Origin of the sequence: Acidovorax sp. A79 (assembly GCF_041154505.1) — a bacterium.
GTDB lineage: Bacteria > Pseudomonadota > Gammaproteobacteria > Burkholderiales > Burkholderiaceae_C > Acidovorax.
On sequence record NZ_AP028672.1, the window covers coordinates 1260376 to 1274980 of the forward strand.

13 protein-coding genes are annotated in these 14605 nt (G+C 68.7%); 7 read left to right on the top strand and 6 right to left on the bottom strand.

All coding sequences use genetic code 11. The annotated features are described in order from the left end of the window. The first annotated feature begins 24 nt into the window (after positions 1 to 24). From ribD to ACAM51_RS05690, 4 genes are all read left to right on the top strand, one after another. Positions 25 to 1110 carry a bifunctional diaminohydroxyphosphoribosylaminopyrimidine deaminase/5-amino-6-(5-phosphoribosylamino)uracil reductase RibD gene (gene ribD / locus ACAM51_RS05675; protein ID WP_369642969.1) on the top strand — a complete coding sequence of 362 codons (1086 nt, stop codon included), beginning with the start codon at positions 25 to 27 and terminating at the stop codon, positions 1108 to 1110. A gap of 153 nt (positions 1111 to 1263) precedes the next feature. Next, positions 1264 to 2466, top strand: coding sequence for an ammonium transporter (locus tag ACAM51_RS05680; protein ID WP_218340149.1), 1203 nt, complete (start codon positions 1264 to 1266; stop codon positions 2464 to 2466). A gap of 118 nt (positions 2467 to 2584) precedes the next feature. After that, positions 2585 to 4501 carry a phospholipase D-like domain-containing protein gene (locus tag ACAM51_RS05685; RefSeq protein WP_369642970.1) on the top strand — a complete coding sequence of 639 codons (1917 nt, stop codon included), beginning with the start codon at positions 2585 to 2587 and terminating at the stop codon, positions 4499 to 4501. 136 nt (positions 4502 to 4637) lie between these two features. Beyond that, positions 4638 to 5582, top strand: coding sequence for an IS481 family transposase (locus ACAM51_RS05690; protein WP_369642576.1), 945 nt, complete (start codon positions 4638 to 4640; stop codon positions 5580 to 5582). On the opposite strand, the gene ACAM51_RS05695 is transcribed toward ACAM51_RS05690, so the two are convergent. Further along, positions 5579 to 6538 (bottom strand): tRNA dihydrouridine synthase, encoded by a 960-nt coding sequence (locus ACAM51_RS05695; RefSeq protein ID WP_369642971.1) that lies wholly within the window; start codon positions 6536 to 6538, stop codon positions 5579 to 5581. The genes ACAM51_RS05690 and ACAM51_RS05695 overlap by 4 nt on opposite strands. 244 nt (positions 6539 to 6782) lie before the next feature. Between ACAM51_RS05695 and ACAM51_RS05700 the strand changes: the two genes are divergently transcribed. Next, on the top strand, positions 6783 to 7301 hold the full coding sequence (locus tag ACAM51_RS05700) for a hypothetical protein (RefSeq protein WP_218295532.1): 519 nt from the start codon (positions 6783 to 6785) through the stop codon (positions 7299 to 7301). Between the two features lie 36 nt (positions 7302 to 7337). On the opposite strand, the gene ACAM51_RS05705 is transcribed toward ACAM51_RS05700, so the two are convergent. The 3 genes from ACAM51_RS05705 to ACAM51_RS05715 all read right to left on the bottom strand — a co-directional run bounded on the left by ACAM51_RS05705 (position 7338) and on the right by ACAM51_RS05715 (position 10013). Continuing rightward, the gene (locus ACAM51_RS05705; RefSeq protein ID WP_369643776.1) at positions 7338 to 8513 is read right to left on the bottom strand and encodes a methyltransferase; all 1176 of its coding nucleotides are present in this window, start codon (positions 8511 to 8513) and stop codon (positions 7338 to 7340) included. A 185-nt stretch (positions 8514 to 8698) separates the two neighbouring features. Further along, positions 8699 to 9220 (bottom strand): GNAT family N-acetyltransferase, encoded by a 522-nt coding sequence (locus ACAM51_RS05710; RefSeq protein WP_055393295.1) that lies wholly within the window; start codon positions 9218 to 9220, stop codon positions 8699 to 8701. Positions 9221 to 9413: 193 nt separating this feature from the next. Continuing rightward, positions 9414 to 10013, bottom strand: coding sequence for a hypothetical protein (locus ACAM51_RS05715; RefSeq protein ID WP_218340144.1), 600 nt, complete (start codon positions 10011 to 10013; stop codon positions 9414 to 9416). 163 nt (positions 10014 to 10176) lie between these two features. Here ACAM51_RS05715 and ACAM51_RS05720 point away from each other — a divergent pair, with 163 nt between their 5' ends. Further along, positions 10177 to 10812, top strand: a complete 636-nt coding sequence (locus ACAM51_RS05720; protein ID WP_218295534.1) for a response regulator transcription factor — start codon at positions 10177 to 10179, stop codon at positions 10810 to 10812. Then, positions 10799 to 12679 (top strand): hybrid sensor histidine kinase/response regulator, encoded by a 1881-nt coding sequence (locus tag ACAM51_RS05725; RefSeq protein WP_255591106.1) that lies wholly within the window; start codon positions 10799 to 10801, stop codon positions 12677 to 12679. Before ACAM51_RS05720 ends, ACAM51_RS05725 begins: the two co-directional genes overlap by 14 nt. Here ACAM51_RS05725 and ACAM51_RS05730 read toward each other — a convergent pair. Both ACAM51_RS05730 and ACAM51_RS05735 read right to left on the bottom strand, forming a co-directional pair. Then, positions 12651 to 14090 carry a coniferyl aldehyde dehydrogenase gene (locus tag ACAM51_RS05730; protein ID WP_218295535.1) on the bottom strand — a complete coding sequence of 480 codons (1440 nt, stop codon included), beginning with the start codon at positions 14088 to 14090 and terminating at the stop codon, positions 12651 to 12653. The genes ACAM51_RS05725 and ACAM51_RS05730 overlap by 29 nt on opposite strands. A gap of 120 nt (positions 14091 to 14210) precedes the next feature. Then, positions 14211 to 14570, bottom strand: coding sequence for a hypothetical protein (locus ACAM51_RS05735; RefSeq protein WP_218295536.1), 360 nt, complete (start codon positions 14568 to 14570; stop codon positions 14211 to 14213). Positions 14571 to 14605 lie beyond the last annotated feature (35 nt).

Here is a 14605-nt window from a genome sequence, read left to right on the forward strand (position 1 = left end):
ATGATCGTTGCAGTGCCCTCCCCCATGAACCAAGCGCTTGGGCTAGCCGCCCAGGCGCTTTTTCTTTCCAGCCCCAATCCCCGCGTTGGTTGTGTCATCACCGCTCCCGACGGTGAGGTGCTGGGCCGAGGATTCACTCAGCGTGCTGGTGGCCCCCATGCAGAAATTATGGCGCTGCGCGATGCCGCAGCAGCTGGCCGCGACGTGCGCGGTGCCACCGCCTATGTCACCCTGGAGCCATGCTCTCACCATGGCCGCACCGGTCCATGCTGCAATGCATTGATCGAAGCCGGGATTGCAAAAGTGGTGGCATCCATCACCGACCCCAACCCTCTGGTCGCAGGCCACGGATTCGAGCGATTGCGGGCGGCGGGTATCGAGGTTGTCGTGGGCCCAGGGGCAGAAGAATCACGCGAACTCAACATCGGTTTTTTCAGCCGCATGGTTCGGGGCACGCCATGGGTGCGGCTCAAGACGGCAGCGTCCCTGGACGGCACCACGGCGCTTCATAACGGCGCCAGCCAGTGGATCACCTCGCGCACGGCGCGCGCGGATGGGCATGCCTGGCGGGCAAGGGCCTGTGCCATTCTGACCGGCATTGGCACCGTGCTGGACGACAACCCCCGCCTGGACGTCCGGGAAGTACCTACACCCCGCCAGCCCCATGTGGTCTTGGTGGATAGTCAATTGCAGCTGCCCCCGCATGCCAACCTGCTGATGGGCGGACGTGATTGCCTTGTCTACACAGCCAACACAAGCAAGGAAAAGAAGGCCGCCTTGGAAGCTCGCGGTGCCACGGTGATCCATCTGCCCAATGCAAGCGGCAAAGTGGATCTGGCAGCGATGCTGAAAGACCTTGGCCAGCGGGGAATCAATGAGCTGCATGTGGAAGCAGGCCACAAGCTCAATGGATCCCTCGTCCGAGAAGGCCTCGTCGATGAACTGCTTGTGTACTTGGCCCCTCGCCTGCTGGGCCCCGGGCTGGGCATGGCGAACCTGGACCCGCTCCATGCGCTGGCGGACGGGCTTGCGCTGCAGTTCACATCCGCAGAGATGATCGGACCGGACCTTCGCGTCCTGGCACGGGTCCAGGGTCGGGATAGTTTTTAATCCGGCCCTCGCGATCGCCTTCGGCCGCACCGCCCCAAGGCGTGCAAAAGCCACGCACCAACCTATGGCACGTTTCTTGCTTCAACTTGGTGCAAGTCTGGTGCACCCACTCAAACCGCACCAGAACGGATCAATTTACTGCAAGAGGACGTTATGGAAGCACTCAAACAGGGCACGGATGCCCTGTTCATTCTTCTGGGGGCCATCATGGTGCTGGCCATGCACGCCGGTTTTGCCTTTCTGGAGCTGGGCACGGTCCGCAAGAAGAACCAGGTGAATGCGCTGGTGAAGATCCTGGTGGATTTTTCTGTGTCCACGGTCGTGTACTTTGCCGTGGGGTACAGCGTGGCCTACGGCACGCACTTTTTCGTGGGGGCCGAGTCGCTCGTGCAGCAAAGCGGCTATGCACTGGTGAAGTTCTTCTTCCTGCTTACCTTTGCAGCGGCCATTCCGGCCATCGTGTCGGGGGGGATCGCGGAACGCGCCAAGTTCTGGCCGCAGCTCATGGCCACGGCGGTCATCGTCGGCTTTGTGTATCCATTCTTCGAGGGCATTGCCTGGAACCAGCATTTTGGCGTGCAGGCCTGGATCAAAGGGTTCGCCGGCGAGGAGTTTCATGATTTCGCAGGCTCCATCGTGGTGCACGCGATGGGAGGGTGGATCGCCCTGCCTGCCGTGATCCTGCTGGGCTCCCGCGCCAACCGGTATCGCAAGGATGGCGCCATCTCCGCGCACCCGCCCTCCAACATTCCGTTTCTGGCGCTGGGCGCGTGGGTGCTCGTCGTGGGCTGGTTCGGCTTCAATGTGATGAGCGCGCAGACCGTGGACAAGCTTTCCGGCCTGGTGGCAGTGAACTCCCTGATGGCCATGGTCGGCGGCACGCTGGCCGCCCTGGTGCTGGGCAAGAATGACCCCGGCTTCGTCCACAACGGCCCGCTGGCGGGGCTGGTGGCGGTGTGCGCGGGCTCCGACCTGATGCACCCGCTGGGTGCGCTCGTGGTGGGTGCGGTGGCTGGCGCCATTTTTGTGCTGATGTTCACGCTCACGCAGAACCGGTGGAAGATCGACGACGTGCTGGGTGTCTGGCCGCTGCACGGCCTGTGCGGTACCTGGGGCGGGCTGGCGGCGGGCATTTTTGGCAGCAAGGCGCTGGGCGGGCTCGGCGGGGTGAGCTTTTCCGCCCAGCTTGTCGGCACCGCCCTGGGCGTGGCCTGGGCACTGGCGGGCGGCTTCGTGGTGTATGGCATTCTCAAAAGCACGGTCGGCCTGCGGCTCTCGCAGGAAGAGGAGTTCGACGGTGCGGACCTGTCGATCCACAAGATCAGCGCCACACCCGATCGCGAAGTGAGCTGGTAGCCGCCGCGGCGCCAGGGCACCGCACAGCGATGCGCCCGCATCCACCCGGTCGCCACCGTGGCTGCGTTGGCGCCGCGTCTGACAAGCGCGAGCGGCGCCGCACGGTCACAATCGCGCCATGCCTGCACTGCCCCCTGCTCCCGCCGCTCCAGCGCCGTTCCTGGGCACCACCGCCCGCTATGGCTGGCTGGCCGTCCTGGCCATGTGCATTGCAAGCGCCATCACCGGCTGCGCCGGCCTGCCCAAGGATGTGGACCGGCCGGTGTCGAGCGCATTGGCGTCGCCTGCGGACACGGCCCTGGGCCAATTGGTGGAAACGCGCCGCGCGTCGGCGGGCGGCCGCCATCCTTCCGGGTTCCTGCTGCTCAGCGGGCCCCAGGCGGCCTACAGCAGCCGCCTCGCCCTGGTCGACGCCGCACAGAAGACGCTGGACCTGCAGTACTACGCCATCCACGCTGACGCCAGTACCGAGCGCCTGCTGCTGGGCGTGATCGCGGCGGCCCAGCGCGGCGTGCGTGTGCGTGTGCTGCTGGACGACTTCCACAGCACGGGGCGCGATGCGCAGGTCATGCGGCTGGCCTTCGTGCCCAACATCGAGATGCGCATGTTCAACCCGCTCACGGGTGCGCGCGGCTCGCCCCTGGGGCGCATGCTGGGCGCGCTGGGGGATTTCTCCCGCGTGCAGCAGCGCATGCACAACAAGCTCTTCATCGCCGACAACGCCATGGGCGTGACGGGTGGCCGCAACCTGGGCGACGCGTACTTCGGCAACGCCGATTCCGGCAACTTCGTGGATCTGGACGTGCTGGCGGCCGGGCCGGTGGTGCAGGACCTCTCCCGCAGTTTCGACAGCTACTGGAACAACGAGCGCGCCTATCCCGTGCAGTCGCTCGTCACGCAGCAGGAGCTTGACACCCTGCGCGAGCGCACGCGCACTTCCGACGCGGCGCGGCGGGACCGGATCGCCGGCCAGGGCGGCACCCTGGCGCCCGACAGCCAGCCGGTGCAATACGGCAGCCAGACCACCACCGCGCAACGCGCCCGCATCTGGGACTACCAGCCCATGGACCTGGCGCAAGCGCAGTTCACCTGGGCCCCCGCGGCGGTGCTGGTGGACAAGCCCGCCAAGATCCCCCCAGACGGTACGTCCACGGGTGCGCTGCCGGAAAAAGCCCCCGCCAGGGCATCCCCCATGGCGATCACCTCGCGCGGGCCGCGTGCGGCGACGGCTGGCGCCGTGGCATCGGCGCCAGTGCCTGCACGTGGCACGGACACCGCCAGCGGCACCCTCCCCGGCCCCAACCCACCTTCCACCGCCTCCGCCGCGCCCGGGGTGCCCGGCGCCGAAGCCCTTGATGCCCAGACCGACACCGTGGTGGACGGCCTGCTGCAGCTGATGGGGCAGGCACGGCAGGATCTGCTCATCATCTCGCCCTACTTCGTGCCCGGCCCGGACATGAAACAGGCCTTCGCAGCGGCGCGCGCGCGCGGCGTTCGGGTGCGGGTGCTCACCAACTCGCTCGCCTCCAACGATGCGCCCATTGCCCACGCAGGCTATGCGCGCCACCGCCCCGACCTGCTGGCCATGGGCGTCGAGCTGTATGAGATGCGCAGCGAACTCACGGGCGTGCTGCGGGGCGCCCTGGGCTCCACGGGCAGCACCGGCGGGGGCGGCAAGGCAGGCGCTTCTGGTGCCGTGGGCAGCTCGCGGGCCATGCTGCATTCCAAGCTTCTGATCCTGGATGGCCGCCTGCTGGCCGTGGGCTCGATGAACCTGGACATCCGGTCGCAGCGCCAGAACACGGAAATCGCGCTGCTGATCCGCAGCGGCGACCTGTCGCGCCGCGCCACCGCGCAGATCGAGGCCGCATTGCGCGAGGTCGCCTGGCATGTGCAGCTGAACGACGGCCACCTTGTATGGCGCGCGCCCGAGGGCAGCGGCCTGGCGGACGCGACGTCCGAACCCGACGCCAGCGCCCCGCTGCGGTTGATGCTGCAGCTCCTGGGCCCGCTGGCGCCCGACCACCTGCTCTAGGCACCTGTCCAGGCGCCTCTTTGCGGCACCGCGCAGTGATGCGCGGCTAGTTGTGATGTCTCAATAGGTTGTTCATCCGTCTCGGATTTGGGAAGCTGTGGTTACCAGGCCAAGCAACTCAAGTCAGGAGAGACGGATGAACAGTCATAAGCATGCCCGCTTGACGGCTGCGGGTCGAGCCCTGCTGGTCAGCAGGGTATTGGACGAAGGCTGGTGCGTGACAGCGGCCGCCCAGGCCATGGGCGTGAGCTGCCGCACCGGGTTCAAGTGGCTGGCCCGCTTCAGGGCCGAAGGCACAGCAGGGCTGTGTGATCGAAGCTCGCGACCGCATCACAGCCCCACAGCTTGCCGCCCCGAACAGGTGAGCCAGTTCGAACTGCACCGCCGACAACGCCTGCCGTTGTGGCGCATCGCCCGCGAGTGCGGCCGCAGCCTGTCCACCGTGGCCCGGCACATGGCCCGCCTGGGCTTGAGCCGCTTGAGCGCCTTGCAACCGCCCGTGCCCGTGTGCCGCTATGAGCGGGCCAGCCCTGGCGAGTTGCTGCACATCGACACCAAGCGCCTGGGACGCATCCAGGGCGTGGGCCACCGAATCACAGGCCAGCGCCAGCACCGCAACCGAGGCATCGGCTGGGACGCCGTGCATCTGGCCATCGACGATCACTCCCGGGTCTCCTTCGCCCGGGTGTTGGGCGATGAGACGGCCCTGAGCTGCGTGCAGTTCCTGCGCCAGGCCGTGGACTACTACGCCAGCCTGGGCGTGCGCATCGAGCGCGTCATGACCGACAACGGCGCGGGCTACAAGAACACCTTCGGGGCAGCCTGCCAGGAACTGGGCATCCGGCACATCCGAACACGGCCCTACACGCCCAAGACCAACGGCAAGGCCGAGCGCTTCGTGCAGACCAGTTTGCGCGAATGGGCCTATGCCAGACCCTACGAGAGTTCAGCCCAGCGCCAAGCTGCATTGCAGCCATTCATTGACGGCTACAACTGGTGTCGACCACACTCCGCTCTCAACCATCAGCCGCCCATCAGCCGCATTCCGGCCATGAACAACCTCCTGAGAATCAACAGCTAGTCCCCGGCCCGCAGCGCCTCCACCCAGGCGGTGATCGCCCGCTGGTCCGTCATCGTGCGCACGTGCTGGTAGGCGGCCTCGGCTTCCGGAAAGCGCCTGCGCAGCAGATTGAGCCACTGCTTGAGGCGCCCCGCGCGCTGGCGGGGCTCCAGGTCCTCGCACACCAGTTGCCAGAAGGCCGCGATGTGCGCCAGCAGGTCGCTCCAGGCCACCGTGTCCGAACCAGGCCGGCCCGCATCGGCCGCGCGGATGGCTCGGGCCAGCCCCGGGTCTGCCACCATGCCGCGCCCGAGCATGAGCGTGGCGCAGCCCGACACCTCGCGGCAGCGCAGCGCATCGGCCACCGTCCAGATCTCGCCATTGGCCACCACCGGTATCTGCACCGCCGCGCGGATGGCGGGAATGTGCTCCCAGTACGCCGGGGGCCGGTAGCCATCGGCCTTGGTGCGCGCATGCACCACCAGCTCGGCGGCGCCGCCCGACTGCATCGCCTGGGCGCATTCGCGCATCAGCCCGGTGTCGTTGAAGCCCAGCCGCATCTTGGCGGACACCGGCAGGTGCGAAGGCACCGCGCGGCGCACGGCGGCCACGACGGCGGCGATGCGTTCGGGCTCCTGCAGCAGCGCGGCGCCGCCACCATGGCGGTTGACGACCTTGGCAGGGCATCCAAAGTTCAGGTCGATCCCCTCGGGCCCCAGGTCCGCCAGGCGGGCCGCGTTCTCGGCCATGCTGACCGGATCGGAGCCCAGCAACTGCGCACGCACCGGCACACCCGCGAGCGTGCGGCTGCCGTTGCGCAGCTCGGGCACATAGCGCAGGAACACCTTGTCGGGCAGCAGGGTGCCGGTGATGCGGATGAACTCGGAGACACAGCGGTCCACCCCGCCCACGCGGGTCAACACATCACGCAGCACAAAATCCAGAAGCCCCTCCATGGGGGCAAGCAGCAAGGTCATCGCGAGAAAGGCCGCCGCGCCCTGCGCCCCGCACAGGGCGCGGCCGGCACACAGCCAGGATATGAGTCAAAAAGGGCCACAATGCTTGATGCACAAGCGCTAACAGCTATTAAATATATAGCATCCATCCCCCCAGGGCCCTGCACGGCCGGGGAGCAGCCCGCCATTGTGCGGCAGCGAGGTCATCACCGCGTCACGGCGGACTGATGCAATCGCCGCCATCCACCCGTGAATGGAGGCTCCCATGCTGCTACAAAAAACCGAAAAAGCCCGCCTGGAACTCTTGCCCGGCGTCCGCACCCTGAGCCTGCGCGAGCGCTCTCTGCTGCTGCTGGTCGACGGCAAATCGCTGTCGGACCTGCAGGCCATGTACAACGGCATCGGCGCGCAGATCGTCGACAACCTCATGCGCCAGGGCTATCTGGCCGGCCCCGCGGCCGGGCTGCCCTCCGCCGCGCCCTCGCCCAGCACCGCGCCACCAGGCGGGCCATCGGTCCAGCGCCCGGAGCCTGGCGAATCCCTGCGCTCGCTCGCCGGTGCGCGCATGTACCTTTTCGACACCTGTGAGCGGCTGTTCGCGCGCCGCGACCCCACGCTGGCAGAGCAGTTCCGCCAGGCGCTGCGCGCCGCCAAGGACCGCACGAGCATGCTGGACGTGGGCGAGGCCATGTTCGAGGAAGTGGCGCTTGCCGCCGGTGCCGAACGGGCCGCAAGCCTGCGCGAAAGGTTCGAGCAGCTGCTGCCCCGGCACGCGCAGTCCTAGACGCCCCGGGGCAATGGAGTGGAGACGGGCCGTCCGTCAGGCGGCGGCCAGGCGCCACAGCGACGTGACCTCGGCCGCGCGGGCCGCATGCAGCGCATCGCCCGCATCTGCCGCCTTGGCATGGCCCGGCTTCACATCGTGCCGGCCCCGCACCACCAGCCCCGCATCGGCAATCCACTGCAGCAGCAGCTCACGCGGGCGCAAGCCCAGGTGCTCGGCCAGGTCCGACAGGATCAGCCAGCCTTCGCCGCCTGGCTCCAGGTGCTCCGGCAGGCCCGCCAGGAAGCCCTTGAGCATGCGGCTGCCTTCGTCGTACACCGCGTGTTCGATGGGCGAGCTGGCGCGGGCCGGCACCCAGGGCGGGTTGCACACCACCAGCGGCGCGCGCCCCGGGGGGAACAGGTCGACCTGCAGCAGTTCCACCTGGGCAAGCACACCCAGGCGCTGCAGGTTCTCGCGCGCGCAGGCCAGGGCGCGCGGGTCCTGGTCGGTGGCCACCACGCGCTGCACGCCACGGCGCGCCAGCACCGCAGACAGCACCCCGGTGCCCACGCCAATGTCAAAGGCCAGTGTCTTGGTGGGCAGCGCCGTGTCGGCGACCAGGCCCACATATTCGCCGCGCACGGGCGAGAACACGCCGTAGTGCGGGTGGATGCGGTTGAGCGGCGGCGCACCCAGGGCGGGCACTTCCACGCCTTTCTTGCGCCACTCGTGCGCGCCCACCAGGCCCAGCAGCTCGCGCAGCGTGGCCACCGAACGCTCGCCCGTGGCCGGGCCCCAGGCCTCGGTGCACGCCTGGCGCCAGTCGGGCGCACGGCGCAGGTCGATGCCGTAGTCGCCTTCGAGCGGGATGAGCACCGACGCCAGCACCCGCGCGCGCTGCGCCTGCGCCTGGCGGTGCAGGTGAAAGGCCTCGGCCGGGGTGGCGGCAGCGGCTTTGTCGGCCGCCCTGGCGGCGGACTTGCGGGGTCTGGCCGACTTGCCCCCCTTGCCGGACCTGGCATCGGCCCGGCGCATCAGCGCCTGCAGCAGCATGCGGGCGTTCTGGAAGTCGCCCTGCCACAACAGGCCGGTGCCTTCACAGGCCATGCGGTAGGCCGTGTCTGCGGCCAAGGTATCGTCGGCGGTGACGACCCGGCGCGGGGCCGGGGCACCGCTCTCGGAGCGCCACTGGACTTGTTGAATCTGGCCCTGGCGGCTCCATTCGATCATAGGAAGAAGTGTGGGCATCAGATTGCTATTGCTTCGGGCGTTAACAGCAGCCCGTGAAACTGGCGCGGCCCCTGCCAAGGCCGCCGCGCAAGGGCCGCCCCGCCGCGCTGGCGGCGTCCCCCTTCCCGCGCAAAGCGCGAGAGAAGGAGGAAGCGACGAAGTCGCTCAGGGGGTTGTTGTTCATCCTACGCGTTGATGGGGCGCTTCAGGCGCACTTCTTCGATCTTGACGCCCCCCACCACGGCCGTCTTGGCGGTGGAGAGTTCGCGCTTGAAGCCCGCCAGCTCGTGGAACCGGATGGCGCGCTCGTTGCGCAGGGGCACCCACGCCGTGACGTTGGTGCAGCCTTCTTCCTGCAGGCCGTCGCGGGCGGCATCCCACAAGGCCAGGCCCACGCCCTGGTTCCAGTGGGTGGGGGCGGCGTAGATGGCCCAGATTTCACCGGTGGTGGGGCGGGATTTTTCATCGCGCGAGCGGTCGTAGCCCACGAAGCCGACGATCTTCTCGCCGTCCACGGCCACCTGGACCTGGGGCTCGCAATATTCGATGGCCTCGCGCCAGTAGGCCTGGCGCTTTTCGACCGACATGGATTTCAACTGCTCGTCTGGCACCAGCCCTTTGTAGACCTCTTGGGCTGAGACGGTATGGATCTGGGCAATGGCTTTGGCATCGCGAAGCGTGGCGGGACGAACCTGGATACTGGACATGGAAAAACCGAACGAAAACGGGGAATGAAAAAACGAAAGGACCGGCATTGTCGCCGCAAACGGTTTTTACCCTTGTACGGCCCCCTGCCCGGCCCCCCATTCACGCCCTGTCCACCCCCTGCGTCCACCGCGTCCAGCCAGGGCTGGCACACCGCTGATGCTGCACCGCAGCACGCTGGCAGCCCTGCGCGCGTCAGGCCAGCGCCATGGAGCCCGAGAGCGAGGCACCGGCCGCGGCGGCGGCGGCACGCTGGACCAGCGCACGCTTGTTGCGGGGGCGCGGCACATGCACCGCCGGGGGCGTGCCGTTGATGGCCGCAAGGCCCAGCACCAGCGTGACCGTGCGCGACCCGTCCTCGCGTTCGTCGCTGGCATAGGCCCGGTAGCTGCCATTGCCCTGCGCATGGCTGCGCTGCACGGTGTGAAATGCCACGCGCGCCCCGCTCACGCGGTGGCCGCCAAAGGGCAGCACGCGCAGCCGCGCATCCCGGTCCAGCGCCAGGCCCAGGTTGCCGGGGCGGTTGACGAGGTCGGTGCGGATGGCGCGCCATGTGCACCCGTCGTCCGTCGAAAACTGCCAGGTCCCGGCCTGGGCGTCCAGGTGCTCGATCACCACCCCGGCCGATGCCAGCATGCCGGGGCAGTTTTCCTCCACGATCCGCGCCACCGTGTTGCCCCCCAGGCCCGAGGAGGCCGTGCCATGCCCTCCCCCTGCGGCGGCCGGTCGTCGCTCATCGCGGCGGTGGGACGCATCGGGGGAGGCTGAACCATCGAGGAAGGCATTGGCTGTCATGGGAGCACCTTTGAAAAACGAAGGATGAAGACGAGGTTTGCGCATTGGTGCGCACTCCAGGTGCTTTTCAATGCTTGACGGAAAGTCTAGAAAGTGCATAACCGGGCGTCCATCGCACAAATGGACTAGTCCGCAACAGCGTGTTGTGCGCAATACTTGCCGTATGACTGCCCGCCTTTTGCTTGTGGATGACCACAACCTGTTCCGCACAGGCCTGCGCCTGATCGTGCAGGACCATCCGAGCGTCGGCACGATTGCGGAGGCGGGCTCCATCGCCGATGCCTGCGCGCAGCAGCTGGCGGACACGGATCTGGTGCTGCTCGATATCCAGTTGCCCGGCATGAGCGGCCTGGACGGCCTGCGCCTGCTGCGCCAGGCCTGCCCCAGGGCCCGCATCGTCCTGGTCTCGGCCAGCGTGGCGCCCGATGCGATCCACGAGGCACGCGCGCGCGGCGCCGATGGATTCCTGCCCAAATCCGCCAGCGCCGAAGACATCCTGGAAGCCATCACCTGCGCCCTGTCGGGCCAGCCGTGTTTTCCGATCAACAGCGGCAACAGCGCCACCACGCGCGGCCCCGACACGCCCTCGCTGACCGCGCGCCAGCTCGACGTGCTGTCGCTGCTGTGCACCGGCAAGCCCAACAAGGTCATCGCGCGCGACCTGGGCCTGAGCGAGAACACGGTGCGCGTGCACGTGGCCGCCATCTTCGCGCAGCTGGGCGTCAACAGCCGCAGCGCGGCCTTGCTCGCCGCGCAGCGCCTGGGCCTGTCCACCCCCCAGCTCCATGACACACTCTGAGGCCCTGCGGGGGGCGCCTGCCGCCGATGCCGTGCTGCCCCCCACCCGCTGGGGGTGGCCGGTGTGGGAGCGCGACGAGGTGCTGCGCGAACAGGTGGCCCTGCTGCGGCAAAACTTCCCGATGACGCTGCTGGCGTCGCTGGCCACCGCCCTGGGCACGCTGTGGGTCATGGCGCGGGTGGCCGACACGCAGGCCATCACGGTCTGGCTGGTGTCGCACACGCTGGTGGTGGCCGGGGTGTACCTCACCCTGCGCAGCATCGCGCCCTTCACCGACCCGGCGCCGCAGGCAGCGCGCAAGCTGATCGCCTGCATGGCCGCCATGGGCCTGAGCTGGGGCAGCCTGGGGTATGTGGTGCTCTACTGGGGCACGTCCGACAGCGTGATCTACGCCATCGGCATCATCAGCACGGTGTCGTCCGGCGCGCTGGGGCTGGGCGCCCCCCTGTACCGCGCCTATGTCACCTACCTCACCTGCGCGATCGGCGGCGTGATGATGGCCGTCGCCCTGGCCGGCGGGCCCGTGATGTGGCCCGCGCTGTTCCTCACGGGGGTCTACTACGCGCTCACCGGCATGCAGGCGCGCACCGCCGACCGGGCCACCCGGCGCAGCATCGCGCTCAAGCTGGAGAACGACCGGCTCGTCAACGAGCTGCGCGCCGAGTCGCAGCGCGCCCTGGCCGCGCAGGGGGCCGCCGAGCAGGCCGACCGCGACAAGTCCCGCTTCCTGGCCGCCGCCAGCCACGACCTGCGCCAGCCCCTGCATGCCATGGGCCTGTTCCTGGAGTCGCTGCAGCGCAGCCCGCTCAACGACCACCAGCTCACCGTGCTGGGGCACGCCCATGCGGCCTCGGGCGCCGCCGCCGAGATGCTGACCACCCTGCTCGACTACTCGCGGCTGGAAGCCGGTGTCGTCAAGGTGCGGCCCGAAGCCTTTGCCGTGCAGCCGCTGCTCACGGCGCTGGAGCAGGAATTCGGCGTGCAGGCGGATACGGCGGGCCTCGTGTACCGCACGCGGGAGACCTCGGCCGCGGCCCATGCCGACCGCTCGCTGGTCGGGCTGGTCATGCACAACTTCATCTCCAACGCCCTGCGCTACACCGCCCGGGGCGGCGTGCTGATCGCCTGCCGCACACGCGGCAAGCGCCTGGCACTGGAGGTGTGGGACACGGGGGCCGGCATCCCGCAGCACCAGTGGGAACACATCTTCAAGGAGTTCCACCAGCTCGGGAACCCCGAGCGCGACCGGCGCAAGGGCCTGGGGCTGGGCCTGGCCATCGTGCAGCGGCTGGCGCGGGAGATGAACACCTCCGTGGAAGTGCTCTCCCAGCCGGGACGGGGCTCGGTGTTTCGGCTGTGGCTGGACCGCTGGCAGGGCGCGCTGGAAGACGACACCGCCCCCGCGCCGGATGCCCGAAGCCTTGCGGGCCTGAAGGTGCTGGCCATCGACGACGACGAAGCCGTGCGCATCGGGATGCAGTCGCTGCTGCAAAGCTGGGGCTGCCAGTGCATCACCGCGGAATCGAGCGCCGATGCGCTGGAGCGCCTGGAAGACATCACGCCGGACATCATCATCACGGACTTCCGCCTGCGCCACGAAGAAACCGGCAAACAGGTGCTGCAGGCCCTGCGCGCCTACCTGGGAACACCGGTGCCCGCGATCATCATGACGGGGGACACATCGCCCCAGCGCCTGCGCGATGCGCAGTCCACGTCAGCGCTGCTGCTGCACAAGCCCGTGTCCACGGGCCAGCTGCGCAGCGCCATGGTCCAGCTCATCACGCACCCTCAAACCGCCAGCACGATGGAGCCCTTGCCGCCGGACGGCGGCACGGAGGCTACAGCCAGCGCCGCAGCAGCCCCATGACCTGGTCGAACTTCGCGCCGTACGGCGGATAGAACAGCGAACCCATCGCCCAGCGCGACTGCACCAGCACGGATTTCTGGTGGCAAAAGCGCAGAAAGCCCTGCTCGCCATGGTAGGCGCCCCAGCCGCTGTCGCCCACGCCGCCAAACGGCAGGTTGTCGTGGGCAATGTGCATCAGCGTGTCGTTCACCGTCACGCCGCCGCTCACGGTGCGGCGCAGCACGTCGTCGCGCACCGCTTCGCTCTGGCCGAACCAGTACAGCGCCAGCGGGCGCGGCCCGGCATTGATGTGGGCAATGGCGTCGTCGAGCCGTTCATAGGAAATCACGGGCAGGATGGGGCCGAAGATCTCCTCCTGCATGAGCTGCATCTGGGACGTGGCCCCGAACACCAGCGTGGGCAGCATCTGGCGGCTGGCGCCATCGCCCAGCGTGCCCACGGTGTGGACGACAGGCTTGCCCTCGGCCGGCTCGATGGTCTGCACCTCGGCGCCCTGGGTCTGCGCCTGCTGCAGCATGGTGCGCAGGCGGGCATGGTGGCGCGCCGTGATGATGGAGGCGTAGTCCGCATTGCCCTCGATGGTGGGAAACAGTCGGCCCACGGCGGCCCGGTAGGCCTGCGCGAACTCCCCCTCGCGGCCCCGGGGAAGCAGCACATAGTCGGGGGCAATGCAGGTCTGGCCCGCGTTGAGCAGCTTGCCGTGCGCGATCTTGAGCGCCGCGTCCTGCATGTCGCAATGGCCATCGATGATGCACGGCGATTTGCCGCCCAGCTCCAGCGTGGTGGGCGTGAGGTGCTGCGCCGCCGCCTGGGCCACCTTGCGGCCCACGGCGGTGGAGCCGGTGAACACCAGGTGGTCGAACGGCAGCGACGCGAACAGCGCCGACAGGTTCGCATCGCCCTGCACCACGCAGAACTCGTCGGGCGAAAAGAACTGCGCCACCAGCAGCGCCAGCTGCGCCGAGGTGTGCGGCGTGAGCTCGCTGGGCTTGAGCATCACGCGGTTGCCCGCCGCCAGCGCGGTGATGGCGGGCGCCAGGGCCAGCTGGACGGGGTAGTTCCACGGCGCGATCACACCGACCACCCCCAGGGGCTGGCGCTGGATCCAGGCACGGGCGGGCTGCAGGTAAAGCGGCGTGCGCACTTTCCGGGGCTTCATCCATTTCGCCAGATGGCGCAGCGTGTGCGACAGCAGGGTGCGCAGCACGAAGAAATCGGCCACCTCGGTCAGGCGCGGGGACCGCATGCCGAAATCGGCCTGCACCGCTGCCGCCAGCACCGGGCCGTGCTCGTCGAGCATCTTGGACAGGCGCAGCAGCCGCTCGCGGCGCACCAGCAGCGGCACATCGACATGCTCGCGGCTGGCCTGGCGTTGAAGATCGAAGTGGGCGTGGATATCGGCAGGTGTCATGGTCGGATCATAGAAGACGCCCCGACAGGCGCGCCACGAAAAAACCGGGGAGGCAGGGCGCGGACGGGCCGCGCAGGCGGCGGCGCTGCGCAGTGCAAGAAGGCAGGGTGCGGCGCCGGGTCAGCGCACGTCCCGCGCCTCGACGTCGGTCACCTCGGCGGCGCCGGGCAGGATGCCGCCACGGCGCGACGCGGCCGCGGCCTCGCCGCCGGCATCGTCGGGCGCGGGCGCCGGGCCACGGCGGCCGGACGACCAGCGCTCGGTGGAGCGGAACACGGTGCTGAAACCCGTGCGGGGGTCCATGCGCATCACCCAGGGGGTCACCGGCTGGCCGGTGAGGCGCGCCCAGCCTGCGCGCAGCGCCCACACCAGCGCCAGCACCATCACGGCGACCAGCAGGCTGGCGAACAGCACCAAGCCCATGGCGATGACCACCACCCGCAGCAACAGGCGCACAACGCCCGCAACAAATTCATTCAAACGACACCTCTCCTTCACAACTTGGGGTCGGGATT